Source organism: Demequina sp. NBRC 110055 (assembly GCF_002090135.1).
GTDB lineage: Bacteria > Actinomycetota > Actinomycetes > Actinomycetales > Demequinaceae > Demequina.
The window spans coordinates 412,278-435,543 of the sequence record NZ_BBRL01000004.1 but is presented as its reverse complement, the minus strand read 5'-3'; the positions used below and the strand labels follow the sequence as shown (position 1 = coordinate 435,543).

Genomic DNA, 23,266 nt, shown 5'->3' with positions numbered 1-23,266 from the left:
GACGGCGCCGTGCGCCTGTCCGCGACGGGCGTGGAACTGATTCTCGACCTCGCGGCGGGGTATCCCGTCGTCCTCCACTGGGGGCAGCCCCTCGGTGACCTGGCCGTGGCGGACCTGCGCGCGGCCACCACTCCCGCCGCCCCTGGCGCCGACCTCGACGACCCCGTCGACCCCGGCATGCTGCGCGAGACCGCGCGCGGCTACACGGGCCGGCCCGCCCTGCGCGGCCACCGCGGGACGCACGCGTTTTCGCCGCTATTTGCCGTCGAGGACGTCGCGGTGGACCGCGCCGGCGCGACCGTGCGGATGGCCGATGCCGCGGCCGGCTTGGCGCTGTCCCTCACCCTGACACTGACCGAGCACGGCGTGCTGCTCATCGACCAGGCGCTCACCAATGCGGGTGACGACGTCTACAGCCTGGACGAGCTGTCCACCTGCCTGCCCGTGCCCGACCGCGCCACCGAAACCCTCGACTTCTCCGGCCGCTGGCTACTCGAGCGCCAACCCCAGCGCCTGCCCTTCGCGCCCGGTCTGCGCCTGCGCGAGGGGCGCGAGGGCCGCTCCGGCCACGACCACACCATCGTGCAGTGCGCGCTGACCGCGGACGCGACTACCGAGCGCGGCGAGGTGTGGGCGCTCGGCGTGCTGTGGAGCGGCGGCATCCGCCACCTCGCCGAGCGCGACGTGCGCGGCCGCGGCGCCCTGGGCGCGGGCGAGCTGCTCGAGGCGGGCGAGGCGCAGCTCGCGCCGGGCGAGACCTATGCCGCCCCCACCGTCGCCGCCTTCTACTCGGGCGCGGGGCTCGACGGCATCTCGGCCGCCTCCCACGCGTGGCTACGCGCGCGGCCGGGACGACCGGCATCGGCCCGCCCCCTCACCCTGAATGTCTGGGAGGCCGTCTACTTCGACCACGACCTCGCGACCCTGACGGCGCTCGCGGACCGCGCCGCGACCGTGGGCGTGGAGCGCTTTGTGCTCGACGACGGCTGGTTCGGCGCGCGCCGCGACGACACGAGCGGCCTGGGCGACTGGGTCGTCTCGGCAGACGCATGGCCCACGGGCCTCGCGCCCCTCGTCGAGCACGTCCACGGGCTCGGCATGCAGTTCGGACTGTGGTTCGAGGGCGAGATGGTCAGCCCCGACTCCGACCTGTACCGCGCCCACCCCGACTGGATCCTCCAGGTGCCCGGCCGCGTCCCGCCCCCGGCCCGCTTCCAGCAGGTGCTCGACCTCGTGAACCCGGACGCTTATGCGCACGTGCTCGGCCAGGTCAGCGCCCTCATCTCCGAACACGGTATCGACTACCTCAAGTGGGACCACAACCGCTTCCTCACCGACGCGGGTCACGCGGGCACGCCCGCGCCGCGGCGTCAGACCCAGGCGATCTACCGGCTCTTCGACGAGCTCAAGCGCCGCCATCCCGGGCTCGAGATCGAGTCGTGCGCCTCGGGCGGCGGGCGCGTGGACCTCGGCATGGTGTTCCACGCCGACCGCTTCTGGACGTCGGACCAAAACGACCCGCTCGAGCGCCAGCAGATCCAGCGCTGGACGAGCCTCGTGATCCCGCCCGAGATGCTCGGCAGCCACATCGGCCCCACCACCTCGCACACCACCGGCCGCACGCACGGCGTGGGGCTGCGCGCTGCCACGGCGCTGTTCGGCCACGCCGGGCTGGAGTGGAACCTGCTCGAGGCCACCGAGGACGAACTCGCCGCGATCACGCGCTTTGCGGCGCTGTACCGCGAGCAGCGGGACCTGCTGCACTCGGGCCGCGTGGTGCGGGTCGAGCACCCGGATCCATCGGCCGTGGTCCACGGCGTGGTGGCGGCCGATGCGTCACGTGCCTTGTTCGCGTACGTCCAGCTGGCGACGTCGTCGGGGATCACACCAGCCGCGATGCGGCTGCCGGGTCTCACGCCCGACGCCCGCTATCGCGTCCGCGTGCGGGACGTGGTGACCGGCGAGGTGATCCAGAAGCGCGGGCCGGGCTGGATGGGCGGAGACGATGTGAGCGGCATCGCGCTCAGCGGCGCGGCGCTCGCTCAGGTGGGGCTGCGGCCCCCGATCCTGCGTCCCGAGCAGGCGATGCTCGTCGAGGCAGTGCGGATCTAGGAGGGAACGCTCATGGAGAGTGCGACCAAGAACAGGCAGTCCCTCGCCACGCTGAGGGCCGTGATCGAGCGCGCGTACGGAGCGGAGCAGGTGCCCGAGGGCGACGACTTCGCCACCGAGCTGTCATACGGCTGGTTCAACGCCCTGTACCGGCTGCGGCTGCGCGACGGCTCCCAGGCGGTGCTGAAGATCGCGCCGCCCGCTGACGTGCCGGTGATGACCCGTGAGCATGGGATGCTGCGCAACGAGATCGCGGCGATGGAGATCGTCGCCGAGCGGTCGGGCGTGCCGCTGCCACGCATCCATCACGTGGACCTCAGCGGCGACCTCATCGACGCCGACTACTTCCTCATGGAGTACGTCGACGCCCCGTGCTTTGGTATCGCGGCCGAGGCGGGCGAGATGACCGAGGTCCAGGTCGACGAGGGCTTTGTCCACCTGGGCGAGCTCAACCGCGAGCTGTGCGAGATTGCGGGCCCGCACTTTGGGCCGCTGAACGGGCCGGGTTTCGCGACCTGGCGCGAGGCCGCGACCGCGCTGTTCGAGGACACCTTGCTCGACGGGCAGCGCGCGGAGTTCGCGATGGCGTGGTCCTACGACGAGCTGCGCGAGACCTGGGCGAGTCACGCCCACGTGCTCGACGAGGTCGCCGAGCCCAGGTTCATCGAGGTGGACCTGTGGGCCAAGAACTCCATGATCCGCGACGGCCGCATTGTCGCGATCATCGACCACGAGCGCGCCCTGTGGGGCGACCCCCTCATGGAGGCGGGTCTCACGGGCCTCGACCTGCCCGCCTTCCCTGACCCCGCGCCGTTCATGCGGGGGTTCGGCGTCGCCGACCTCACCGAGTCGCAGCGCATCCGGCGGCGGCTCTACACGCTCCTCTTGGCGGTCACCATGGCGGTCGAGGGGCCCTACCGTGAGCAGGAGACCGCGCAGCGGGCCTGGGCGGCGGAGCAGCTCGACGTCGCCATGGATGGCCTGGGCCGCACGCGGTAACACCGATGGCCGCGCTCACGCCGCGCGTGGACCGCCTGGGCACCCGGCCCATCGGCCGCCTGCTGTGGGAGTCGTGCACCCACACCACCCTGTCCGTGGGTGTCTACGGCGTCTACGCGCTCACCAATGCGTGGTTCGTGGCGCGCGGCGTGGGCCCCACCGCGCTCGCGGCCGTCAACCTCGTCGCCCCGGTGCTGCTGCTCGTCGGCGCGGTGTCGACGACGGTGGGGGTGGGGGCGGCGTCGCTGGTGTCGCGCGCGCTCGGTGGCTCCGACCCGCAGCGAGCCGCGCGGGCCGCAGGCAACGCCATGGGCCTGTTCTGGGTGGCTGCCCTCGCGACCACGGCGCTGGGCCTGGCCTTCCTCGAGCCCCTCCTCACGGGGCTGGGCGCGACCGACGCCACGCGTGGGTATGCCCGCGACTACGCCGTCATCATCCTGGCGGGCGCCGTGGTCTCGACCGGGTTCTCGAGCCTGGTGCGCGCCGAGGGCAGGATGGCGTTCTCCACGCTCCTGTGGGGCCTGCCCGTTGCCGTCCAAATCACGCTCGATCCGCTGCTGATCTGGGGTCTCGACATGGGCGTGCGCGGAGCGGCGTTCGGCACCGTGGGCGGCCAGGCCGTCTCCGCGGTCCTCAGCGTCTGGTTCTTCTTTGCGCAGCGGCGCCGGCCATACCGGATTCGCGCGGCCGACCTGCGCCCCCACGGCGCGACCCTTGGCTCGCTGATCTCAATCGGGGCGCCCACGCTCCTCGCCGGCGCGGGCGCGACCGTCCTGGTGCTGCTGGTGAACCGCTCGCTCGCGGCGGGTGCGGGCGCCGCCGCGGCGCTTGCGGCCATTGCCGTCGCGTCGCGTATCCAGACCTTCGTCACCATGCCCCAGACCGGCATCAGCCAGGGAGCTCAACCGGTTATCGGGTACAACGCCGGCGCGGGCTTCGCGCCGCGCGTGCGGCGGGCGTTGCGCCTGTCGCTGACCGCGACCGTCGTCTACGGGGTGGCGATCGGCGCGGTGGTCGCCGCCGCCGCGCCGTGGCTCGTGGGGCTCTTCGCCGACGAACCCGCCGTTGTCGACGTCGCGGTGGCGGCGCTGCGCATCCTCGCCGTGGGATTTGCCGTCGCCGGCGTGACGCCTCTGGTATCGGCCTACTTCCAGGCCATCGGGCGACCCAGCTCCTCGTATGTCCTCTCCGTCGGGACGCTGGTCGCGATCAAGATCCCCCTCGTCGTCGCCGCGGGTTCTGGGGGCCCCACCGACATCTGGATCGCCCTCGCCGCAGGTGAGGCAGCGGCCGCGCTGGCCGCTCTGAGCGTGGTCGCGGCACACGCGCGACGCCGCACCTCGTGCGAACGATAACGGTTATCATTCTGTGGTAGCGTCCTGGGCGAGGCGATCGCGAGAGCGAGCCTCGGTCACACATCACACGTTCGAGAAAGGCCGGCGTTCGCGCCGATCCCCACCATGACTGACATCGACATCACCCGCGCAGTGAAGCGCCCGGCGCTGCTGGCTGGCGCAGGCGTCCTGATTCTCGGCCTCGCCGGCTGCGCGACCGCTGACGCAGGGAGCGACACCGAGCCCACGGCATCGGCCACGACCGAGTCCCACGACGACCACGATCACGCGGGCGAGGAGCACGACGAGCACGACCACGAGGAGGCCGCGGCTACTGAAAATGCCGCCGCGACCCCGCGCCTGGTGGCGACCTACGACGGCGGCATCGTCGTCCTCGACGCCTCCACGCTCGAGACGGTCGCCGACATCGAGCTCGCGGGCTTCAACCGCCTCAACAGCGCCGGCGACGGTCGGCACGTGGGCGTCTCGGCCACCGGTGGGTTCCAGATCCTGGACGCCGGAACGTGGTCCGAGGCTCACGGCGATCACGCCCACTACTTCACCTCCGCGCCCGCACTCACCGACCTCATGGTCGAGGCGGAGACACCCGGGCACCTCGTGAACCACGATGGCTACTCGGCGCTGTTCGACGACGGCACCGGCCACGTGGTGGTCGTCGACTCGGCCGAGTGGACCCACATGGTCGAGGAGGGACACCTCGACGTGGTGCGTGAGTACACCACCGACGACGCCCACCACGGCGTGGCCGTCGCGACCGCCGAGGGCAACCTGCTCGTGACCATCGGCGACGAGGAGTCGCGCTCCGGCGCCATGGTGCTGGATGAGAACGGCGAGGTCATCGTCTCCTCCGAGGACTGCGTGGGGGTTCATGGCGAGACCGCGTTCACCAACGCGTCCGGCGAGGAGATCCTCATGACCGGCTGCGAGGACGGCGCGCTCGTCTTCCACGGCGACCACGTCCACAAGCTCGACGGCGGCGCGGAGTACGCGCGCTCGGGCAACCTGTTCGCGGCCGACGGGTCCGACGTGGTGCTCGGCGACTACAAGACCGACCCCGAGGGCACTCTGACGCAGGTAGCGGTGATCGATACCGCCGCGGAGACCATCACGCCCGTTGACCCCTTCGACGGCTCGGGCGCCGAGTACACGTTCCGCAACCTGGCCCGCGGTGACGACGGCGAGTTGCTGGTGCTGGGCACGGACGGCACGCTGCGCGTGCTCGACGAGTCCGGTGCGCTGGTGCGCACCATCCAGGTGATCGAGCCGTGGGAGACGCCCGACGAGTGGCAGTCGCCCCAGCCCACGCTGATCACCCTCGACGGCATGGCCTACGTGACCGAGCCTGCCACCGGCGAGATCCACATTGTCGACTACGTCGGCGGCGAGGTGTGGAAGTCCGCCGAGGTCGGCGTCACGACCAACGAGATCGTGGGCGTGACGGGCTGACCCCCGCGCTCCACTCCTGAGCACGCGGCCGCCGTCCCCACGTGGGGTGGCGGCCGCTGCTGCGTCGCCGGGAACTAGCGGTCCGCGCGGATGGCCGCGATGGTGAAGGAGGCGCTCGCGGATTCTCCCGGCTCGAGCGTGAGCAGATCGGTGCCGGAGTGGAGCGCATCCGGTGGGCAGGTCATGGGTTCGAGCGCGAGGGCGGCACGGCGGTCGTTTCCCGCTGATTCGTCGGACGTGTAGGCCTGGAGCCAGCGGTAGCCCTTGCCCAGCGTCAAGGTGACGGTGTCTCCCGAGGGGCCCGTCAGGCTGGCATGGGCGTTGCCGTCGCGGTCACGCGCGAGTGCGGTGAAGGCGTGGTTGAGACGACGCGAGCCCAGCGCCGGCGCGGCGCGCAGATCGAGGTCGCCCTCCGCCGGCCGCACCGGCTCGGGGAGCAGGCGGTCGGGCGTCATCGTCATCACCCGTGCCGCGGGAATGGCGGCACGCCAGCCGTCCACGGCGCCGGGGCTCGCGTGCCCGGCCAGCAGATACGGATGCACGCCCCAGCCCACGGGCGCCGACTCCTCACCGCGATGGGTGACGCGGATGCGGTGCACCAGGCCGCTCGCGGTGAGCGACGCGATCACCTCGAACTCGAGCGCGCCGGGGTAGTCGATCGCGTCGTCAAGGGTGGCCGCGAGATGGACCGCGACGCTCGACGCCGCGCGCGGCACGAACACCTGTGACCACACCCGACCGTGGAGCGCCGTGCGGCGCCCCGGCTCGTCGATGCCCACGTCGTGCGGCGTGCCGTGCCAGGTGAAGCGTCCATCGGCCAGGCGGCCCGGCCACGGCGCCAGCACGGCGCCGCGGAAGTCGGGCGCTCGGTAGGGAGCGTCGTCACGGTCGGCCGACGCGACGGGCAGGATCAGGTCGCGGCCCAAGAACCGCAGCGACACCAGCGTGGCGCCGCGCGCGGCGACGTCCGCCTCGTAGCCGTGGGCCTCGAGGTGGAACACCTGGTCGCCGGGATCGTGCGGCACGCTACTCCCGCACGAATAGCAGGAGGTCGGGAAGGCTGGTCGCGAAGTAGTCGATGACGCCGTCGTCGCGCACCGGTGGGGGCGGGGCGTAGCGCGGCCGCGCCTCGCCGAGCGTGCGTGGGGGATCGACCACGCCATGCCCGAGCGCCGCATTGGCCTGGTCCCAGGCGGCCAGGGCCTTGCCCTCGCCGCCCTCCCACGGGTGGAATGCGCGCGCCTGCAGGATGGCGAGCGCCTCGTCGGCCCGCCCTGCCGCGGTGAGCAGGTCCACAAATTCGATCGTGAGGTCGTCGCGGGTCAGGACGAGGTCGCGCAGCGGCTGGAGCGCGGCGAGGCGGTCCGATGCCGGGTGTCCCAGTCGCGCTGCCAGTTGGTCGCGCTCGAAAAGGAGCCGCGCGTCGCCCGGGGCCTGAGCGACCGCCTCGCCGTAGCGCCGCCACGCGAGGGCGTCGTCGTGCGTCACGTTGTGGGCCGCAAGGCCCGCGTTGCGCAGCGTCAGGGGGTCGTCGAGCCCGAGGGCGATGGCCTCCTCCCACAGGGCGGCCGCCTCCACCCGCCTGCCGGCCCCGTACAGGAGCATGCCGAGCAGCGAGCGAGCGACCGCATCGGCGGGCTCCGCGGCGATGGCCGCTACCAGCGCGTCGTGCGCGTCGAGACCTGCAGGGAAACACAGACGTCGGTCACTCACGCGCGCCGCCTCACGACGCGCCGCCGCCTCCTCCGAGCGGCCCGCGCGCTCCAGCATCCACGCCGCGAGGTACTGCGCGATCGGGGTGACGTTGCCGGCGCCGGTGACGCCGACCGCGACCGCGGCGTCGACCTGCGCGAGAGCACCGTCGATGTCGCCCGCCCGAGCGAGGTCGAGCGCCACGTCCAGCCTCGTCGAGGGATCGGCGCGCAGCGCATGGCCCGCCAGGGCTCGCAGTGTCGCCTCGAGGACATCGGCCTCCAGAGCGTCGGAGAGCACGGCATCGGCCTCATCCCCCCGGCCCATCGCGCGCAGGACGACGGCCCGCACGGCGGCGCGCCGGGCGTCGTGGCCCACCACACCGTCGAGCGAGTCGAGGACACGCAGCGCCGCGCGATGGTGCGAGTGGCGTGCCAGCGAACGCGCCAACTCGAGCCCCGCCGCGGCCGTCCAGGTGCCGTCCCAGCCGGCCTTGCCCCAGGCGCGCTCCGCCTCGTCGTCGCGGCCGAGCCGGGCGTAGATCAGTCCGGCGAGGTAGAACGCCTCGGCATCGGCGGGGTTGGCGTTGCGCCTGGTGAGCCGGGCGAGGGCGCGCTCGACGCGGTCCCGTGCCTCCTCGTAGCGTCCGGCGCGGTACAGCCGGTCGGCGACCGCCACCAGGGTGGGTACGTGCCCGGGGTCACGCTCGAGGGCCTCGTCCCAGTAGGTTTCGGGCCGGCGCGTGGGGTGTCGGTATTGGGCCAGGTGGACACCGGTGAGATACAACTCGTCGACGCTCGGTGTGGCGGCAGGAGCGGGCGGTTCGGACGCCACCCATGGCTCCTCGTCGGCGACCACGGGTGCCTGCCAGCGCACCAGCAGGGAACCGGACGCATCACGGAGCTCGACGACGGCATCGGCGCGGCGGACCTCGGCCGCCAGGGTGACGACGTCGCCCGGGGAGAGGTCGACGACCTCCTCGTTCACCACGGTCGAGCCGCTGAGCACCCGCGCCCGGGCGCCGCGCTGGACGGCCGTGACGGCGAACGTCGCGTTTATCGTCTCCTCGCCGGAGACGTTGACCGCCGCGTCAGGGGTGGCCTGGTGTGCGGGGCCGATGCCCGGGATGGGGTACCAGTATTGGCTGAAGGTTTTCGTCTCGCCCGGCAGCAGCCACGAGAAGTCGGGCTGGTTGTCGGTGTAGACCCCGGCCATGAGTTCGACATAGGGGCCGTCGCCATCGGTCAGCTGGTCGTCCCATGCGTGCCCGAAGGGCGCGTTGCCCCAGGTCCATTGTTTTTTGCCGGGCGAGACGCGACGCTCGGCCCAGTGCACGAATCCCGCGCCGGCGGCGTGGTCATAGCCGCCGAAGAAGTCGTCGTGCGTGTCGACAATCATGTACGAGGTGGGAGCCGGGATGTTGCGGTAGAAGTCCAGACGATCCGCACCCGGTTGCTCTGCGGCGAGCGCCGGGTAGTCCACGTTGTAGTACGGCCGGTCCGCCTGGGGAAAGGCGGTGAGCGCGCGGCGCGCGTGGTCCGCGACGTAGCGCACGTCCTCGGGGAAGAACGACTGGTAGTCGTCGTGGACGCGGGCCGCGACGTTGGACCACCACAGGAACGTCTGGCGTTCGCTCGAGCGGTTGTGGGCCCGCACCGCGAGCTCGATCACCGAGCTGTCCGGCCGCAGTCGGATACCGTGCTGCGCGGACATGCGTGCGAACGGGTCGTGGTCGTAGCACCACACCGTGACCGAGCCGTCGGCATCGTGTTCGATCAGCGTCTCGACCGGGAGGTACGTCGCCGGGCGGTGGTGCTGCGGCCAGTTAAACTCCACGCCTCCGCTCACCCACGGCCCCGCCAGCCCCACGAGGGCGGGCTTGATGACGTTGTTGCGGTAGAAGAAGTCGTAGCCCGTGGTCTTGTCGTATCCGATGTGGATGCGTCCGCCCAGTTCCGGCAGGATCATGAGCCGCACGTACGCGTTCTCGAGGTGGACTGCCTGCCAGTCGCGGGCGACGGGGGTCTCCGCGACGGACTCGGTGAACGGTAGGGGATAGACCTTCCCGCTCGAGCCCTGGTAGACGCGTCGGTCCAGATACAGCGGGTACTCGCACGGTTCGCCCGCCTCGTAGGTGCGGATCGTCACCGGCTCCTCCCATGCGACGGCGCCGCCAGCCGCGAGTGCCTCGGCGTCCGCGCCGGCGGCCTCGGGAAGGACGATGCGCTCGGGTCCGGCGTTCATCGGGTCTCCTCGGTCAGCGTTACACGGCCGATGCGGTGGACGGCCAACGTATGGACACTCACCCCGTCGGGGACGGGCCTCACGCTGGGATCCACCCAGACGCCCGTCTCGCCCCGCCAGGGGAGGAGTTCGAGCGTGACGTCCGCGCCATCGGTGACGTCGATGTCCCAGGCGCGGCCGTGCCAGAAGTGGTCGCTGACGACCTCGCCGCCCTTGAGGGCCCGGCCGACGTCGCCGGTCCATTCGACGCACAGGAGCGCGCGGTCGGTACCTGCGACGGCGTCGGCGGGGACCGCGACGTCGACCCGCGCGGCCCCGGAGAAGTCGGTGGGCGCGCTGAGGCGGTTCATAGGCCCGCCGCGCACGGGAGCCGGTGCGGACGCCTTCAGTGGCCCGGGTGCATTCAGTGGAACCCGGCCCGCGCTGGAGGTGACGGTGAAGCGGGCCCAACCAGTCGCATCGGCCGCCTGGCGAGTGATCTCGCCGCCGGCGGCGGCGAGGCCGTCCGGTGCGGGCAGGATCGCGAGGTGTGCCTCGGGCTCGGTGGGGTGCACGACGAGGTCGCTGTCCGCGACTGTCACCGGCTGGTCGGAGAGGATGAGGCGCTCGCGGCCGAAGACGTCGAGGACGTAGGCGGTGTTCGCGGCGGCCTCGTCGAGGATCAGCAGGCTCGTGCCGGGGGTCTCGACGACGGTGGTGTCCGACGGTTCGGCGGTCAGAGTGGCGACGGTGTGGCCGCCTGCCGTCGTCACGTCGACGGGGCCGGAGACCTCGACCTCGCCGGTGAAGACAAGTTCGACGGGGACGCCGTCGGTGGCGGTGAGGACCACGAGCTCGCGGCCGTCCAGGTCGAGCCGTGTCAGCAACTGCGCCGTCGCGCTGCGGAGCGTGTGGCGCGCGAGAGGCAGGTTCAGTGGCCAGGCGACGTGGGCGCCGGCCGGCAGGTCGACCGGGGTGATCGGCACGGTGACGGTGTCGTCTCCCAGCGTGATCGCGAACTGGACGTCCGCGACCGCTGGGAGCGGTTGGCGAGCCGGCTGGTAGGTGGTGGCGAACACGTAGCCCCTTGTGGCATCGGCCCTGACGGCCCAGCGGAGGCCCTCGTCGCCGCCCACGGCGCTCGTCATCGCGGCGAGCCCGGCGCCGTCCGCGTGAAGCCACAGGTGCTGGCGGCGCAGCAGGTGGTGGTGCAGGCGCACCTGGCCGTGCTCGCCGAGCGGCGCGTGGAAGTCGTAGGTGCGGGTGGGCACGTCGTTGGGATAGCCGGTGGCGTGGCTTTCCTGCTGGGTGCCCTCCGCGCCGGTGCGTTGGGTGCCGCCCGCATACATGTAGTAGCCCTGCCAGATGGAGCCCGAGCCGATCTTGGCGTGGGCGAGGGCCGCGACGTCGCGCTCGGTAACCAGGGGGCGGCGGTGGTAGGCGACATGCATGCCTCCGCCGAGCTCGCAGGTCGCGAACGGGACGGCGTCGTCGTCCTTCAGTGCGACGCCGTCGGTGACCCTCACGCCGTCGATCGCCTCGCGGAGGTCAGCGCCCACCGTGAGGTCGTCTCGCACCGTGGAGTAGCGAAAGTGGACGGGGGCGAAGGCCGGCCAATCCGTGTGCTCGTCCTCCCAGAACCCGTCGACGTAGGCGCTATAGACGGGCAGCAGGGTGTCTGGCACCTGGGCGCCGCCCCAGCCGGTGGCAGTCCAGAGGGGCACGTCGAGCCCCGCCTGCTCGGCGATGCGGCGCAGCGTGGCGAGGTGGTCGGGCTGGTTGTACAGCTCGTTGTCCATCTGCGCGGCGATGACGGGCCCGCCCTGGGCGTGGGAGAGGCCGTCGAGTTGGTCGATGATCTCGCCGTAGAGGCGCCTGACGAGGTCCAAATAGGCGGGGTCGTTGGTGCGTGGCGTCACCGGAAGCTCGAGCAGCCAGTCGGGGAAGCCGCCGTGGCGGGCCTCGCCGTGCGCCCACGGCCCCATGCGGACCACCACGTCCAGGTCGTGGCGCGCCGCGAGCTGAACGAAGGCGCGCAGGTCGAGGTTGCCGTCCCAGCGGAAGTCGCCGGGCCTGGGCTCGTGGGCCTGCCACAGCACATAGGTGGCGATCGACGTGAGCCCGCCAGCCTTCGCGTGGCCGAGGGTGTCGTCCCATCGCTCACGTGGCAGGCGCGAGTAGTGAATCTCTCCGGTGATGGGGAACGTGGGGGCGCCGCCGCGCTCTACCGAGCGGCTGGTGACCTCGATGTGGTCCGGGGTGCCGGCGGGCTCGCCCTGGGCGAGGTGGCCGCGGCGCGGGGTCTCAGGGGTGGCGAGCGTCATGGTGCGGGCCGGCGCCATCGCCGGCCGTCGTGCGTCCGTAGCCATGGAACCAGGCTATGGAGATTGCGGGGTCGTTTCCATGGATGTTGAGCGGTAAAACATGGACAAAACCATGGCATGTGCCAGGCTTGGATGGTGTCCATCCCCGACGGGTTCGCGAGCGAGCGACTGTGCGTGGTGCCACGCCCCGAGGTGGCCGAGGCGCTTGCCCGCCCCGTGACGCGGCGCCTGGTGGTGACGGATGCCGGGATGTTCCCCGAGGCGCGCGGCCACGGACGGACCCGGGAGCATGGCGCCCGCGAGGCGATCGTGATGGTCTGTGCACGTGGCGCCGGCTGGGTGGACGTCGCCGGTCGTCGGCATGCCGTGGGCGCCGGCGAGGCCGTGGTGCTGCCCCCGGAGGTGCCCCACCGGTACGGCGCGTCGGCGACGGCTCCATGGACGCTGTGGTGGTGTCACCTGCGTGGCGCCGATGTGGCCGAGCTCCTCGCGGCGACCGGCGCCGGGGTGGACCGGCCGGTGATCGCGCTGAACCGGCCCGAGCGGGTCATCGGCCTCATGGACGCGGTGGTCGCGGCGCTCGAGGCGGGAGCGACCTCGGCACGGCTGCTCATGGCCTCGGGGGCCGCGTGGCGCATGCTCGCGCAGATCGCCGCCGACCGCCTCACTCCTGGCGCGGATAGCCCGCTCGAGCGCGCCATCGGCCATCTGGAGGACAACCCGGCACGGTCGGTCAGGGTGAGCGAGGTGGCGGCGCTCGTGGGCGTCTCGACCTCTCACCTGGGCGCGCTCTTTCGCCAGGCGACCGGCGGCGGGGTCCTCGCCTTCCAGACGTCGCTACGCATGGCCCGAGCCCGCAGCCTGCTGGACGGGACGGATCTCACCGTGGCCCAGGTCGCCGCGGCCGTGGGCTATGACGACGCGCTGTACTTCTCGAGGCGTTTCTCGCAGGCCCACGGGCTGAGCCCCTCCGCGTACCGCGCGCACCGCAAGGGATGATGAGGGGACCCTGGGCGCACGCGCCGCTCCTCACGGCGCGGTAGTTTCGCCCTATGAGCCTCACCGGACAGCAGACGACCCTCACCCACGGCGACCAGGTCGCCACCATTGCCAGCCTGGGCGCCGCGCTGCGCACCTACATCGTGGGCGGCCGCGACGTGGTCCTTCCCTACGGCGAAGACGAGTTCCCGCCTGCGTTCGCCGGCATGGTCCTCGCGCCCTGGCCCAACCGCCTGCGCGACGGCCAGTACACCTTCGGCGGCGAGGATCTTCAGGTCGCGGTGTCCGAGCCCGACCGTGGCACCGCGTTGCACGGTCTCGCGTCCTTTCAATACTGGACGGTGGCATCGGCCACCGACACCTCGGTGACCCTCACGTTCGACCTCGCGCCGAGCCCGGGATATCCCTTCTGTCTCGCGCTCGCGACCACGTACACGCTGTCCGATGAGGGGCTCACGATCACGACCGAGGCGCGTAACATCGGCTCCACCGCGCTTCCCTACGGGGTGGGCTTCCACCCCTGGTTCGCGCCCGGCGGCACCGCGCTCGACGAGTGCACGCTGCAACTCACCGCCGACCGGAACGTGACCGTCGACGAGCGGCTGCTGCCCACCGGTGCGGTCGATGTCGCGGGAGAGTTCGACATTCGTGAGCCGCGCTCGCTGTCCGGGGTCGGCTTCGACGACGCCTGGGTGGCGCCCACCCTCGACGACGACGGACGCTCGTGGGCGCGCCTGGGCTGGGCAGACGGCTCGACCGTCGAGATCTGGGCCGACTCCGAGGCCAAGGCCTGGCAGATCTGCACGGGTGACCAGGTGGACGCGATCCGCCGCGCGGGCGTCGCGATCGAGCCGATGTCCTGCATCGCCGATGCCTTCCGCACCGGGGACGACCTCATCACCCTCCAGCCCGGCGAGTCGCACGCGCTCAGCTGGGGTGTGCGGCTGGTCTAGGAGGTGCACGACCCCCAGGGCCTGCCCGCGCCGCGGCGCACGCTGCTGGTGGGCTGCGGGAAGCTGGGTCTACGCCTCGCGGAGCGGCTGCGGCGCGAGGGACGCGAGGTGGTGGCGCTCCGGCGTGACATCTCGGGCTTGCCGGCGTCGGTGAATCCGATCGCGGCGGATCTCAGGGCACCCGTGGAACGGGCGCTCCCGGAGGTCGATGCCATGGTGATCACCCTGCCGCCCTCCGTCGATCCCGACGGCTACCCGGCGGTACTTGAGCGGCTGCGCGCCGCTTTGCCGGCTAACCCAGCGCGCACGATCTTCGTGTCATCGACCGGCGTCTTCGAGGGCTGGGAGGGGCCACAGCCGATCATGGAGGTCGCTGTCCCCCAGCCTCACAGTGAGCGTGCCGTACGGATCCGCCAGGGCGAGCTTGCGGCGATCGACCTGTTCGGCGCCGTGGTCGTGCGCCCCGCGGGCATCTATGGGCCGGGGCGCGATTTCCTGGTGCGCACGGTGCGGGACGGCCGCCCCATCACCGCGGGGACGCGGACCAACCGCATTCACGAGACGGACCTGGTGCGCGCCCTCCACGCGCTCTTGGTCGACGAGCGTCCGCCCGCGGTGCTGCACGCCGTGGATGCCGCGCCTGCGCCGCTGGGAGACGTGACCGACTACATCGCGGGACTCATGGGGGTGGCCTCCCCGCCCGAGAGCGAGACGCCGGGGCGGCGGGGAAACATCTTCGACGGCGCGTACCTGCGCGAATACGTGGGCCACCTGGAGTACCCCAGTTACCGTGACGGCTATCGGGAGATGGTCTCAGCCCCGTAGCTGACGCCCGGGCCCGTCAGTCGCGCCTTTGCTCGCTCGTGACTACTTGCGTGCGTATGCCTGCTGAGGCAGCGTCACGGTCAGGTCGTATGCAACGGCGATCGCCTCGTCGAGCTCGAGCCTGTGTTCCGCCACCAAGCGAGCCAAATACCCGGCGTCTATTCGTCGTGAAAGATCGTGGCGAGCGGGAATCGAGAAGAACGCGCGGGTGTCATCGACGAATCCCGTGGTGTTGTAGAAGCCTGCCGTTTCGGTCACCGCCTCGCGGCCTCTGCGCATCGCGTCCGGCGCATCGAGGAACCACCACGGCGCGCCGAGCTTCACTGCGGGATACACGCCCGCCATTGGAGCGAGCTCGCGTGAGTAGGTGTCCTCGTCGAGGGTGAAAAGGATGAGCGTGAATCGAGGGTGGTGGCCGAACCGTGCAAGAAGGGGCTGCAGGGCTCGGGTGAACTCCATGGCGATGGGAATGTCGTAGCCCACATCGGCGCCGAAGGCGTCCCGCACCGCAGGATCGTGGCTGCGCAGGGCGCCCGAGTGCAACTGCATCACGAGACCGTCCTCCGTCGACATACGAGCCATCTCTGTCAGCATGTGCCCACAGAAGGCCGCCGCCTCTTGTGGCGTCACCGTGCTGGCGAGCGCCGCATCGAAGATGCGGCTCGCCTCGGCGTCCGACAACGGGGTCGTGTCGAGGTGCGTCACCCCGATGTCGACTGCGCTGGCGCCTGCGGCGATGAACGCTTCACGGCGCATCTCGAGGGCGCTGATGTATCCCGCGTAGGTCTCGACCGTTGTGCCGCAGGCCTCAGCGAGAGCGTGGATCTGAGTTCTCCACCCAGGGGCGTCGAGCACGAGGAAGGGATCGGGGCGGAACGTGGGGACAATGCGGCCTTCGCCGAGATCCTCCGCGATCCGATGGTGGTGTGCCAACGAGTCGGCCGCGCCGTCTGTCGTCGCCAGCTTCGTGATCCGAAACCGATCAAGGAGTGCCCGCGGGCGGAAGGCGTCCGTTTTCAACGCGTCGGAAATGAGGTCATACGCCGCATCGGCGGTCTCGCCGGACAGCCTCTCCTGCACACCGAATACCTCGACGAGCACGTGCTCCATCCACAGCTTGGTTGGGGTCCCGCGGAACAGGTGCCACCCCTCGGCGAACCGGCGAAAGATCTCGCGGGGATCTTGCTCCTTGGTGTTCGTCGCCCGGTCGAGTACGCCAAGGGACACCAGCGACTGTCCCTGAGAGACGAGCATGCGCGTCAGGTAGTGGTCGGGCGTCACCAGCACCTCGGCCGGGTTTCCAAACGCTTCGTCGCGCGCAAGGACCGTTACGTCGACGTGGCCGTGCATCGAACGGATCGGGAGGTCCGCGATCGTTGTGTAGATCTCCCGCGCGATCGGGCGCACCTCGGGATCCGACGGCAGAGCGCGATCGGCTCGAAGAGTCCAGGATGGCGTCATCGTGTTCCTTCGTCGTGAGGCGGCAATGTGACGTCGCCGGGCCAGTGCGCATCGTCCGGTGGAAATGCGTCGTCGAGCGTGAGGTAGAGGCGGTCGAGCCGCAGACCGGACTTGTGTGCGAGAACCGAGAGGACGTGCTCTCCGGCAGTGAGCGAGATACGGGTGACGTACACCCACACCCACACCTGCTGTGTACCGAAGGTGTAGAACGACCCCCCGGCGGGCTGGTGTGAGAGCGGCTGTACCTGGCCATCCACAGCGACGAAGCAGCCGTCGTCGTCGTAGGAGTCGTACTTGACGAGCGCCCAGACGTCGTGATCCCCGGGATTCGTGATGGCCAGGCGATAGTGAAGGCCGGGCGCGAGCGCGGGGTCGTCCCAGCGACGGCGGCGTGCATCGACGTGCATCGCGAGTCCCGCGCGGCCGTCGGTTTCCGATTGCGTGTGTCGCCAGCCGATCACTGGCGTGTCGAGGCTCATCGTGCTGTAGGCGTCGGCGTCGCTGACGAGCGCGCGCGCCGCGTCGATCGCGAGGGCGCCGGGGCGGTATTCGCAGGTAGTGCCACGGGCCAGGTGCGCGATCACGTCCTTACGTCCATCGGGGTCGTGCCACGACCGCGCCGGGGCGAGCACCGGTTGGTCGCGTGAGGGCGGGACCTTGAACGTCGTGTCCGTGGACCAGAAGTCTGCGGGTGCGTAGACGACCGGAGGAAGTGAGAGCCTCTCGTCGGCGTTGCGATACACGTCACGAGCGACGCGCGCCAAGCCGTCCAGATCGGCCGCATACGGCTCAGGGTCGGGCTCAGGCCGGGGGTCGTGAGGTCGCCGAGCGGGCAGTGGGCCGGTCGCGGACCGACGACGGTGGGCGTAAGAGAGCACCACCTGGGAGAGTGCCACGTGCTCGTCGATGCCGTAGATCCAGATGGTGTGTTCGCCGGGCATGAGGTAGGGGAGACGCACGGTCAGCTTCTCGACGTTCTCCACCACCGCGTCCCACCAGTTGCCGCGCTTTTCGTCGGTGGTGGGCGACTCCACAAGGATGGGAGGCGTGTCGTCGATGCCGATGGCGAGCCGGATGCGTCCTGTCGAGTCGAGCGTCGGGAATCGATGAACCTCGGCGATCGGCGCGCCGGGTGTCGTCGTGTGAACGTCGTACCCGATCCGAGCGCACTGTTCGATCTTTTGGTGATCGCCCTTGCCCGCGAGTTGCATCAGGGCGTTCATTTGGCGACCGGCGTTCGGCACTGTCTCCCACGAGGAGGTCGCGGTGGCGTGCCGATGATCGGGTTCGTCGGCCAGGATCGCGAGGACCCCGTCCGCTTCGATGCGAGACGTTGCTGACGCGGCCACGGGCGGATGCGCGGTGACGCTGACATCAATGGCTGTGCCCGCGGCACGCAGGCGGATCGTGCCTGTGCGGGCGAGCTGTGCGGACTCCTTGAGCCATACGTTGAGGCGTCGCTCATGGGTCACGGGACCGTCACAAGCATCGATACCGATCCACTCATCGGCCTCGATCGACACGTGCACCGGATCCGCACCAGTGGGGAAGACCTCGATCCACTTGGGCATCGCGTCGTGCGGAGACAGTTCGAGGCGCCGGTGAGCCGACGTCTCTTCATCGCCCCAGACGACGACGCCGAGCCGGGATGGTCCCGTGGAGAGTGCTGGTCTGCCTGCGGGGTGGAGCGCCGTGGTGGGCGGAGCGAAACTCTCTGGCGTAAGGATCCCGGACCATCGGCCTTCCGACATCACGGTGTTGTAGTGGTGAATCAGGCGTCGTCGGTGCTCTTCAAACGAACGCGACAGTTCCAGGTGACGGTCCGCCGCGAGCGCCTTTCCCTGGTCATATGCGAGGAGGCTACGGTCAGCGTGCGCGAACTGCGCGTGGGAGAGATAAGACGCGTGCACCTTCATCGCCATCAGTTGGAAGAACGCGTCGCGCTCGGGCTCCGGCAGCGAGAGCAGGACGGCAGTCACGCGATCGTAGAGATCGCGGAGCGTCCTGGAGCGGCGTCCAGCCTCGTCACCATCAACGCTCTGGTCGAACGCTCGCGAGGTCAAGTGTTCGACCTTGCGCACATTCGTGACCTGGGCATAGGTGCCGTAGATGTCGGCCACCTCAGCCCCGTGGTTTCCGGAGAACTGGGAGTCGATCCAGCTCTCTGTGAACCCTCGCACGTCCGCCGTGGTGGTCTCCTTGCCCACCTCCCACGCGTAGCGGAGGAAGAACTCGACGTCCTGCTCGAGGGGCTTGATCGCACCAACGTTGTCGACCCAGAGGGTGCGGATTCCGTGATCCCACGCCTTGCGCAGCTCGTTGCGCATATGAGCGAGGGGGATCGAGTTGATAAACAGGTAGCTGCGCGGCGGCTGCGACCAGTACGACGAGTGGTAGTAAAGCCCGCTACCGCCCGAGCGGTCACGTTCCGCCTCGGAGGGGTAGCGCCTCATGTAGCCAAAATTGTCATCCGCCCAGATGACTGTGACGTCGTCGGGGAGGTCGAGCCCCGAGTCGTAGAGCCCAAGCACCTCTTTGTACGGGACAAAGGTCGTCAACGGGCGTGAGCCCGCCTCGCACCCGAGCTCGTCGTCGAGCATCGCCATTTGGTCGGCGATCACCCTCGCGAGTAGTTCCCTCTTTGCGGTCGTCTTCTCCTCGGGCGATAGCGCTTCGTCGCGATCGATCGCCGCGGTCACGAAGCCGGAGTCGTGGATGCCGCGCATCCCAACAGTCCAGCCGATTTCATAGTTCTTGTTTTGTTGAATGCCGCCGCGCCAGTATTCGCGCAGCATGTCCCGATTGCGTCCCGGTAACGAGTAGTCGTACTCCACGTGCTCGTCCTGCTGGGCGAGCCAGGGCTCCCACTCGTTCTGGTTGGAGCGGGTCAGCATGTCGCAATGGGAGGTTCCGATCACGATGCCCATCGCCTCGGCCAACGCGCCATTACGCGGATCGCCATTGAAATGGTTGACGTGCATGGCGGGCCAGAGATGATTCGCGCCAAGGCGAAGCAGCAGTTCAAACACCCGTTCGTAGAGCTCGGGGCCGATAGTGCCGTCAACGGTGTGTGCTCGTGCCCACGCCTCAAGTTGTTCCTCGTCGTTGATGAACACGCCGCGGTACTTGACGGACGGCCATTCAAGCCGGAGGCGCCCTCGATCCACGCGGAGCTCTCGGGCTGTGCGGACGGGCACGTCCGCAAACCAGCGCCACGGTGAGACGCCGAAGGTGCGAGCGAGGTCGTACACGCCGTAAATGGCACCGCGCCGGTCCGAACCGACAACGTACAGCCGCTCCCCAAGGGTCTGGATGACGTAGGCCTCCCATCTGGGGGAGCCATCCTCGTCGAGACCCGAAAGGTCGAGGTCGTCATCCTGCACCGCCGCTCGAACGAGAGGGGAGTGAACGGTGCCGACGACGATGTGTGCGCAGTCGGCGGTCGGCGCAAGCGAGGTGTGCGCGCCGCAGACGTCCGCGATGTCATTCGCTAGGTTCGTGACTGCTCGTAGCAGAGCGGGGTCCTCGTTGTCCCAGACAGCGATCTGGGTGGGCGCCGAGTGGCGCGCGATCAGAAGTCCGCCAGTAGCGGCGAGGTACGTCACAGCACAGTCCTTGGGTGTTCGCCGGGTTTTATACGCGTGGGATCTCGGGCATAGCCGATGGTGAGGATGACAGTGGGGCGAGGCCCGTCGAGCCGCGCACCACGAGCATGGACGGCAGTTGCACGGGCCCGTCGGTGGAGGCCGTGATGTCGCCATTGGCCTCGTGTGCCTGCTTCATGAGTCGGAAGAGCAGATCGGTGGCGGTCTGTCCTAGGCGTTCCTTCTGGACGGCAACAGTTGTCAGATGAGGGCTGCACATGGACGCCATCGCGATGTCGTCGTGGCCCACGAGACTGATGTCGTCGGGAACCTTCACGCCGCGCGCGGTGAGCCTATTGAGGATGCCGATCGCGATGAGATCGTTAAACGCGATGACTGCAGTCGCGCCGGTTGTCAGAACCATGTCGGCCGCGAGGACGCCAGCGTGGAAGGTCGGCCCCGCTGCCGGCACCTGGACGACGTCGATTCCCAGGCTCTCCGCGGCGGCAAGTCCGGCGCTGCGGCGGTTTTCCGACCAGGATCCGGTAGGTCCATTGACGTATGCCACGCGGCGGTGCCCCACGGCCCCGAGGTGCTGCAATGCCTGCTCGATTCCTGCCGCCGCATCGCCCATGACGGCGGGAACTCCCTCCACCTGGCGATTGATGATCACCGTGGGGCCCTGGGCCGCGAGGGCGGCGATTTCGGCATCCGTACCCCGAGGAGAGCACAAGAGGAGTCCATCGGTGTTTGCGCGCAGCGACTCGATGGTCTCGTGCTCACGAGCGACATCCTCGTCGGTGTCACTGACAAAGATCGGGTAGCCGCCCATTTTTGCGCGGGCGGACGCGCCCTTGATGACGTCGGAGAAGTACGGGTTGCCCAGGTCGGGGACCAAGAGACCCAAGGCACCGGTGCGACCGGTGATGAGCTCCCGCGCGGCACGGTTGGGCTGGTAGCCAAGCTCGCGAGCAGCTCTCCGAACAGACTCGCGTGTGGCGCTATTGACGGGGCCGCCGCTCAGTGCGCGCGACACCGTCGACGGTGAGACCCCGACAGCTCGGGCCACGTCAGTAATGGTTGCGCCCACGGCAGCTCCTTCGATGTCCGGTTGACGATGCTCAGAGCATAGTGCCCGCGGCATCACATTGCAAAACGCTGCAAACCTTCCCATCGCGTCTATTTACGCCTACCGAGGGCATAGCTAACGTCGACGGCGTCCGAATTCTGCTCGTAGGTTTGACATGTATTGCAAACGATGCCATGGTTTCCACCAATAAGCGTGATCCCGGCGCGTCGTTGCGCCGGACACCTCGACGGAGAGGAGCCCCGATGGGCAACGAAGCCGGCCTGCCACACGTGGCGGTCAGGGCGTGCGCCGCGACCCGCCAATGTGCAGACGGAGGTTTGGTGCGATGAGCCTCAAGGAACTCAACGCTCTCGCGGCGAACCGATCCGCTCGTCGACGCTCGGGCGGCAAGGCGGATACCAGGGATAACCGGGCTGCCCTGGGCTTCCTGAGTCCATGGATGCTGGGAATCGTGGGCATCACCCTCGGCCCGTTGCTCTATTCGCTCTACCTGTCGTTCACGAACTACAACTTGCTCCAGTCGCCCTCGTGGGTGGGGCTCGACAATTACGAGCGCATGTTTGGCGACGAACGACTGCACCAGGCGCTGAAGGTCACGTTCACGTACGTCATCGTGTCGGTGCCGCTGCAACTCGCCGTCGCGTTGGGCCTCGCCCTCGCGCTCGATCGAGGAATGAGGGGACTGGCCTTCTATCGGTCGGCCTTCTATCTGCCGTCGTTGCTTGGCGGCTCGGTAGCGATCGCGGTGCTGTGGAGACTGGTATTCGGTGCTAGCGGGCTGTTCAATGTGATTCTCGGCCTTATCGGCATCGAGTCGTCACAAAGCTGGATATCCAATCCTGACACGGCGCTGTGGACGATCATCCTGCTCCATGTGTGGACGTTCGGATCACCGATGGTGATCTTCCTCGCGGGATTGCGGCAGATCCCTCGCGCGTACTACGAGGCAGCCGCGACGGACGGTGCCAACGTCTGGTGGCGCTTCCGTCACATCACCATGCCGCTGCTGACTCCGATCGTGTTCTTCAACGTCGTTCTGGCGATCATCAACTCGTTCTCCAACTTCACCCAGGCATATGTGGTCTCCGGAGGCACCGGGGGACCGGCAGACTCCACCCTCTTCTACACGCTGTATCTCTATCAGGAGGGGTTCGGAAACTTCCGCATGGGGTACGCGGCCGCCATGGCGTGGCTCCTGGTCCTCATCATCGGGGCCGTGACGGCGATCAATTTCTGGCTCTCCAAGCGATGGGTTCACTACGATGACTGACCTCGCGACGCGCTCGCAGAACGTATCCGCGACTCCCGTTCCCGGAGCGGCCGTCACACCCCGAGGCCGCTCGGGTTGGTCTCGCGCCAAGAGCGTGCTCCGGCACTCCGCCATGCTGGCGGTCGTGGGTATCACGCTCTACCCCATCCTGTGGATGATCGCGAGTTCGTTCCGCCCAGACGGGCAGATCTTCGGTACGGCGTCGATCATTCCCGAGCAGTGGGACGTCAGCAATTATGTCGACGGGTGGAATGCGTTGGGAGAGCCGTTCGGCGTTTACCTGATGAACTCCGCCATCATTGTGCTCGGCTCGATCATCGGCAATCTCGTGTCGTGTTCGATGGCCGCGTATGCCTTCGCTCGCTTGCGGTTCCGTTTCCAGGGCCCCGCTTTCGCTCTCATGCTTGTCACCATCATGGTGCCGATCCACGCTGTGATCGTCCCCCAGTACATCCTCTTTTCGAAGCTCGGCCTCGTGAACAGCTTCATTCCGCTGATCCTGCCGAAATTGCTCGCCACAGACGCGTTCTTCATCTTCTTGATGGTGCAGTTCATTCGCGGCCTTCCGCGAGAACTTGATGAGGCGGCTCGCATTGACGGTGCCGGCCACTTCCGCACGTTCTTCCAGATCTTGCTGCCCTTGATGAAGCCCGCGCTGGCGACCACCGCGATCTTCACATTCATCTGGACGTGGAACGACTTCTTCAGCCAACTGGTCTACCTCACCGACCCGGCCAAGTACACGGTGCCAGTCGCCCTGCGCAGCTTCATCGACGCGCAGTCCGGGTCGTCGTACGGCGCCCTTTTCGCCATGAGTGTCGTCTCGATCGTGCCGCTCATCCTTGCATTCGCGTTCGGTCAGAAGTACCTCGTGCGCGGCATCGCCACCACGGGTGGCAAGTAACCCGGACCCTCGCACATCGCGAGCGTCTC

General features: G+C 69.1%; 15 protein-coding genes. 9 read left to right on the top strand and 6 right to left on the bottom strand.

Going from position 1 to position 23,266, the window contains the following annotated elements:
- The first annotated feature begins 9 nt into the window (after positions 1-9).
- From B7K24_RS02075 to B7K24_RS02060, 4 genes are all read left to right on the top strand, one after another.
- A complete protein-coding gene (locus B7K24_RS02075; RefSeq protein ID WP_234986514.1) occupies positions 10-2,112 on the top strand; it encodes an alpha-galactosidase in 2,103 nt (700 codons plus the stop codon).
- Between the two features lie 12 nt (positions 2,113-2,124).
- Entirely contained in the window at positions 2,125-3,111 is a 987-nt protein-coding gene (locus B7K24_RS02070) for a phosphotransferase family protein (protein ID WP_084128377.1), read from the top strand.
- Between the two features lie 5 nt (positions 3,112-3,116).
- A complete protein-coding gene (locus B7K24_RS02065; RefSeq protein WP_084128375.1) occupies positions 3,117-4,466 on the top strand; it encodes an MATE family efflux transporter in 1,350 nt (449 codons plus the stop codon).
- A 105-nt stretch (positions 4,467-4,571) separates the two neighbouring features.
- Positions 4,572-5,912, top strand: coding sequence for a hypothetical protein (locus B7K24_RS02060; protein ID WP_084128373.1), 1,341 nt, complete (start codon positions 4,572-4,574; stop codon positions 5,910-5,912).
- A gap of 74 nt (positions 5,913-5,986) precedes the next feature.
- Here the strand turns inward: B7K24_RS02060 and B7K24_RS02055 are convergent, their stop codons facing one another.
- From B7K24_RS02055 to B7K24_RS02045, 3 genes are read right to left on the bottom strand one after another with little or no spacing between them, the layout of a single operon-like run.
- Entirely contained in the window at positions 5,987-6,937 is a 951-nt protein-coding gene (locus tag B7K24_RS02055; protein ID WP_159449111.1) for a galactose mutarotase, read from the bottom strand.
- Between the two features lies 1 nt (position 6,938).
- Entirely contained in the window at positions 6,939-9,848 is a 2,910-nt protein-coding gene (locus B7K24_RS02050) for a DUF5107 domain-containing protein (protein ID WP_159449110.1), read from the bottom strand.
- Positions 9,845-12,196: a beta-galactosidase gene (locus B7K24_RS02045; protein WP_084128367.1), complete on the bottom strand. Its 2,352-nt coding sequence runs from the start codon at positions 12,194-12,196 to the stop codon at positions 9,845-9,847. The genes B7K24_RS02050 and B7K24_RS02045 overlap by 4 nt, the downstream gene beginning before the upstream one ends.
- Positions 12,197-12,286: 90 nt before the next feature.
- Here B7K24_RS02045 and B7K24_RS02040 point away from each other — a divergent pair, with 90 nt between their 5' ends.
- Genes B7K24_RS02040 through B7K24_RS02030 form a run of 3 tightly spaced genes read left to right on the top strand, consistent with a single transcriptional unit; the run spans position 12,287 to position 14,928 of the window.
- The gene (locus B7K24_RS02040) at positions 12,287-13,150 is read left to right on the top strand and encodes an AraC family transcriptional regulator (RefSeq protein WP_144268070.1); all 864 of its coding nucleotides are present in this window, start codon (positions 12,287-12,289) and stop codon (positions 13,148-13,150) included.
- A 53-nt stretch (positions 13,151-13,203) separates the two neighbouring features.
- Positions 13,204-14,103, top strand: a complete 900-nt coding sequence (locus B7K24_RS02035; protein WP_084128364.1) for an aldose 1-epimerase family protein — start codon at positions 13,204-13,206, stop codon at positions 14,101-14,103.
- Between the two features lie 3 nt (positions 14,104-14,106).
- On the top strand, positions 14,107-14,928 hold the full coding sequence (locus B7K24_RS02030) for a hypothetical protein (protein WP_234986513.1): 822 nt from the start codon (positions 14,107-14,109) through the stop codon (positions 14,926-14,928).
- A 42-nt stretch (positions 14,929-14,970) separates the two neighbouring features.
- Here B7K24_RS02030 and uxaC read toward each other — a convergent pair whose 3' ends face one another.
- Genes uxaC through B7K24_RS02015 form a run of 3 tightly spaced genes read right to left on the bottom strand, consistent with a single transcriptional unit; the run spans position 14,971 to position 21,063 of the window.
- Entirely contained in the window at positions 14,971-16,389 is a 1,419-nt protein-coding gene (uxaC, locus tag B7K24_RS02025) for a glucuronate isomerase (RefSeq protein ID WP_084128362.1), read from the bottom strand.
- Positions 16,386-19,994, bottom strand: a complete 3,609-nt coding sequence (locus B7K24_RS02020; RefSeq protein WP_159449109.1) for a glycosyl hydrolase 115 family protein — start codon at positions 19,992-19,994, stop codon at positions 16,386-16,388. Before B7K24_RS02020 ends, uxaC begins: the two co-directional genes overlap by 4 nt.
- Positions 19,995-20,022: 28 nt before the next feature.
- Positions 20,023-21,063: a LacI family DNA-binding transcriptional regulator gene (locus tag B7K24_RS02015; protein WP_144268069.1), complete on the bottom strand. Its 1,041-nt coding sequence runs from the start codon at positions 21,061-21,063 to the stop codon at positions 20,023-20,025.
- A gap of 325 nt (positions 21,064-21,388) precedes the next feature.
- Between B7K24_RS02015 and B7K24_RS02010 the strand changes: the two genes are divergently transcribed.
- Together B7K24_RS02010 and B7K24_RS02005 are read left to right on the top strand one after the other, a co-directional pair.
- Positions 21,389-22,333, top strand: coding sequence for a carbohydrate ABC transporter permease (locus B7K24_RS02010; RefSeq protein ID WP_084128356.1), 945 nt, complete (start codon positions 21,389-21,391; stop codon positions 22,331-22,333).
- Complete coding sequence (locus B7K24_RS02005) at positions 22,326-23,237, top strand: carbohydrate ABC transporter permease (RefSeq protein WP_084128355.1); 912 nt, start codon at positions 22,326-22,328, stop codon at positions 23,235-23,237. Before B7K24_RS02010 ends, B7K24_RS02005 begins: the two co-directional genes overlap by 8 nt.
- Positions 23,238-23,266 lie beyond the last annotated feature (29 nt).

Bases quoted from the DNA above. Each gene is read 5' to 3' on its own strand.
- B7K24_RS02070 (WP_084128377.1), top strand. From the start codon at position 2,125: ATGGAGAGTGCGACCAAGAACAGGCAGTCCCTCGCCACGCTGAGGGCC.
- B7K24_RS02065 (WP_084128375.1), top strand. From the start codon at position 3,117: ATGGCCGCGCTCACGCCGCGCGTGGACCGCCTGGGCACCCGGCCCATC.
- B7K24_RS02060 (WP_084128373.1), top strand. From the start codon at position 4,572: ATGACTGACATCGACATCACCCGCGCAGTGAAGCGCCCGGCGCTGCTG.
- B7K24_RS02050 (WP_159449110.1), bottom strand. From the start codon at position 9,848: ATGAACGCCGGACCCGAGCGCATCGTCCTTCCCGAGGCCGCCGGCGCG.
- B7K24_RS02045 (WP_084128367.1), bottom strand. From the start codon at position 12,196: ATGGCTACGGACGCACGACGGCCGGCGATGGCGCCGGCCCGCACCATG.
- B7K24_RS02035 (WP_084128364.1), top strand. From the start codon at position 13,204: ATGAGCCTCACCGGACAGCAGACGACCCTCACCCACGGCGACCAGGTC.
- uxaC (WP_084128362.1), bottom strand. From the start codon at position 16,389: ATGACGCCATCCTGGACTCTTCGAGCCGATCGCGCTCTGCCGTCGGAT.
- B7K24_RS02010 (WP_084128356.1), top strand. From the start codon at position 21,389: ATGAGCCTCAAGGAACTCAACGCTCTCGCGGCGAACCGATCCGCTCGT.
- B7K24_RS02005 (WP_084128355.1), top strand. From the start codon at position 22,326: ATGACTGACCTCGCGACGCGCTCGCAGAACGTATCCGCGACTCCCGTT.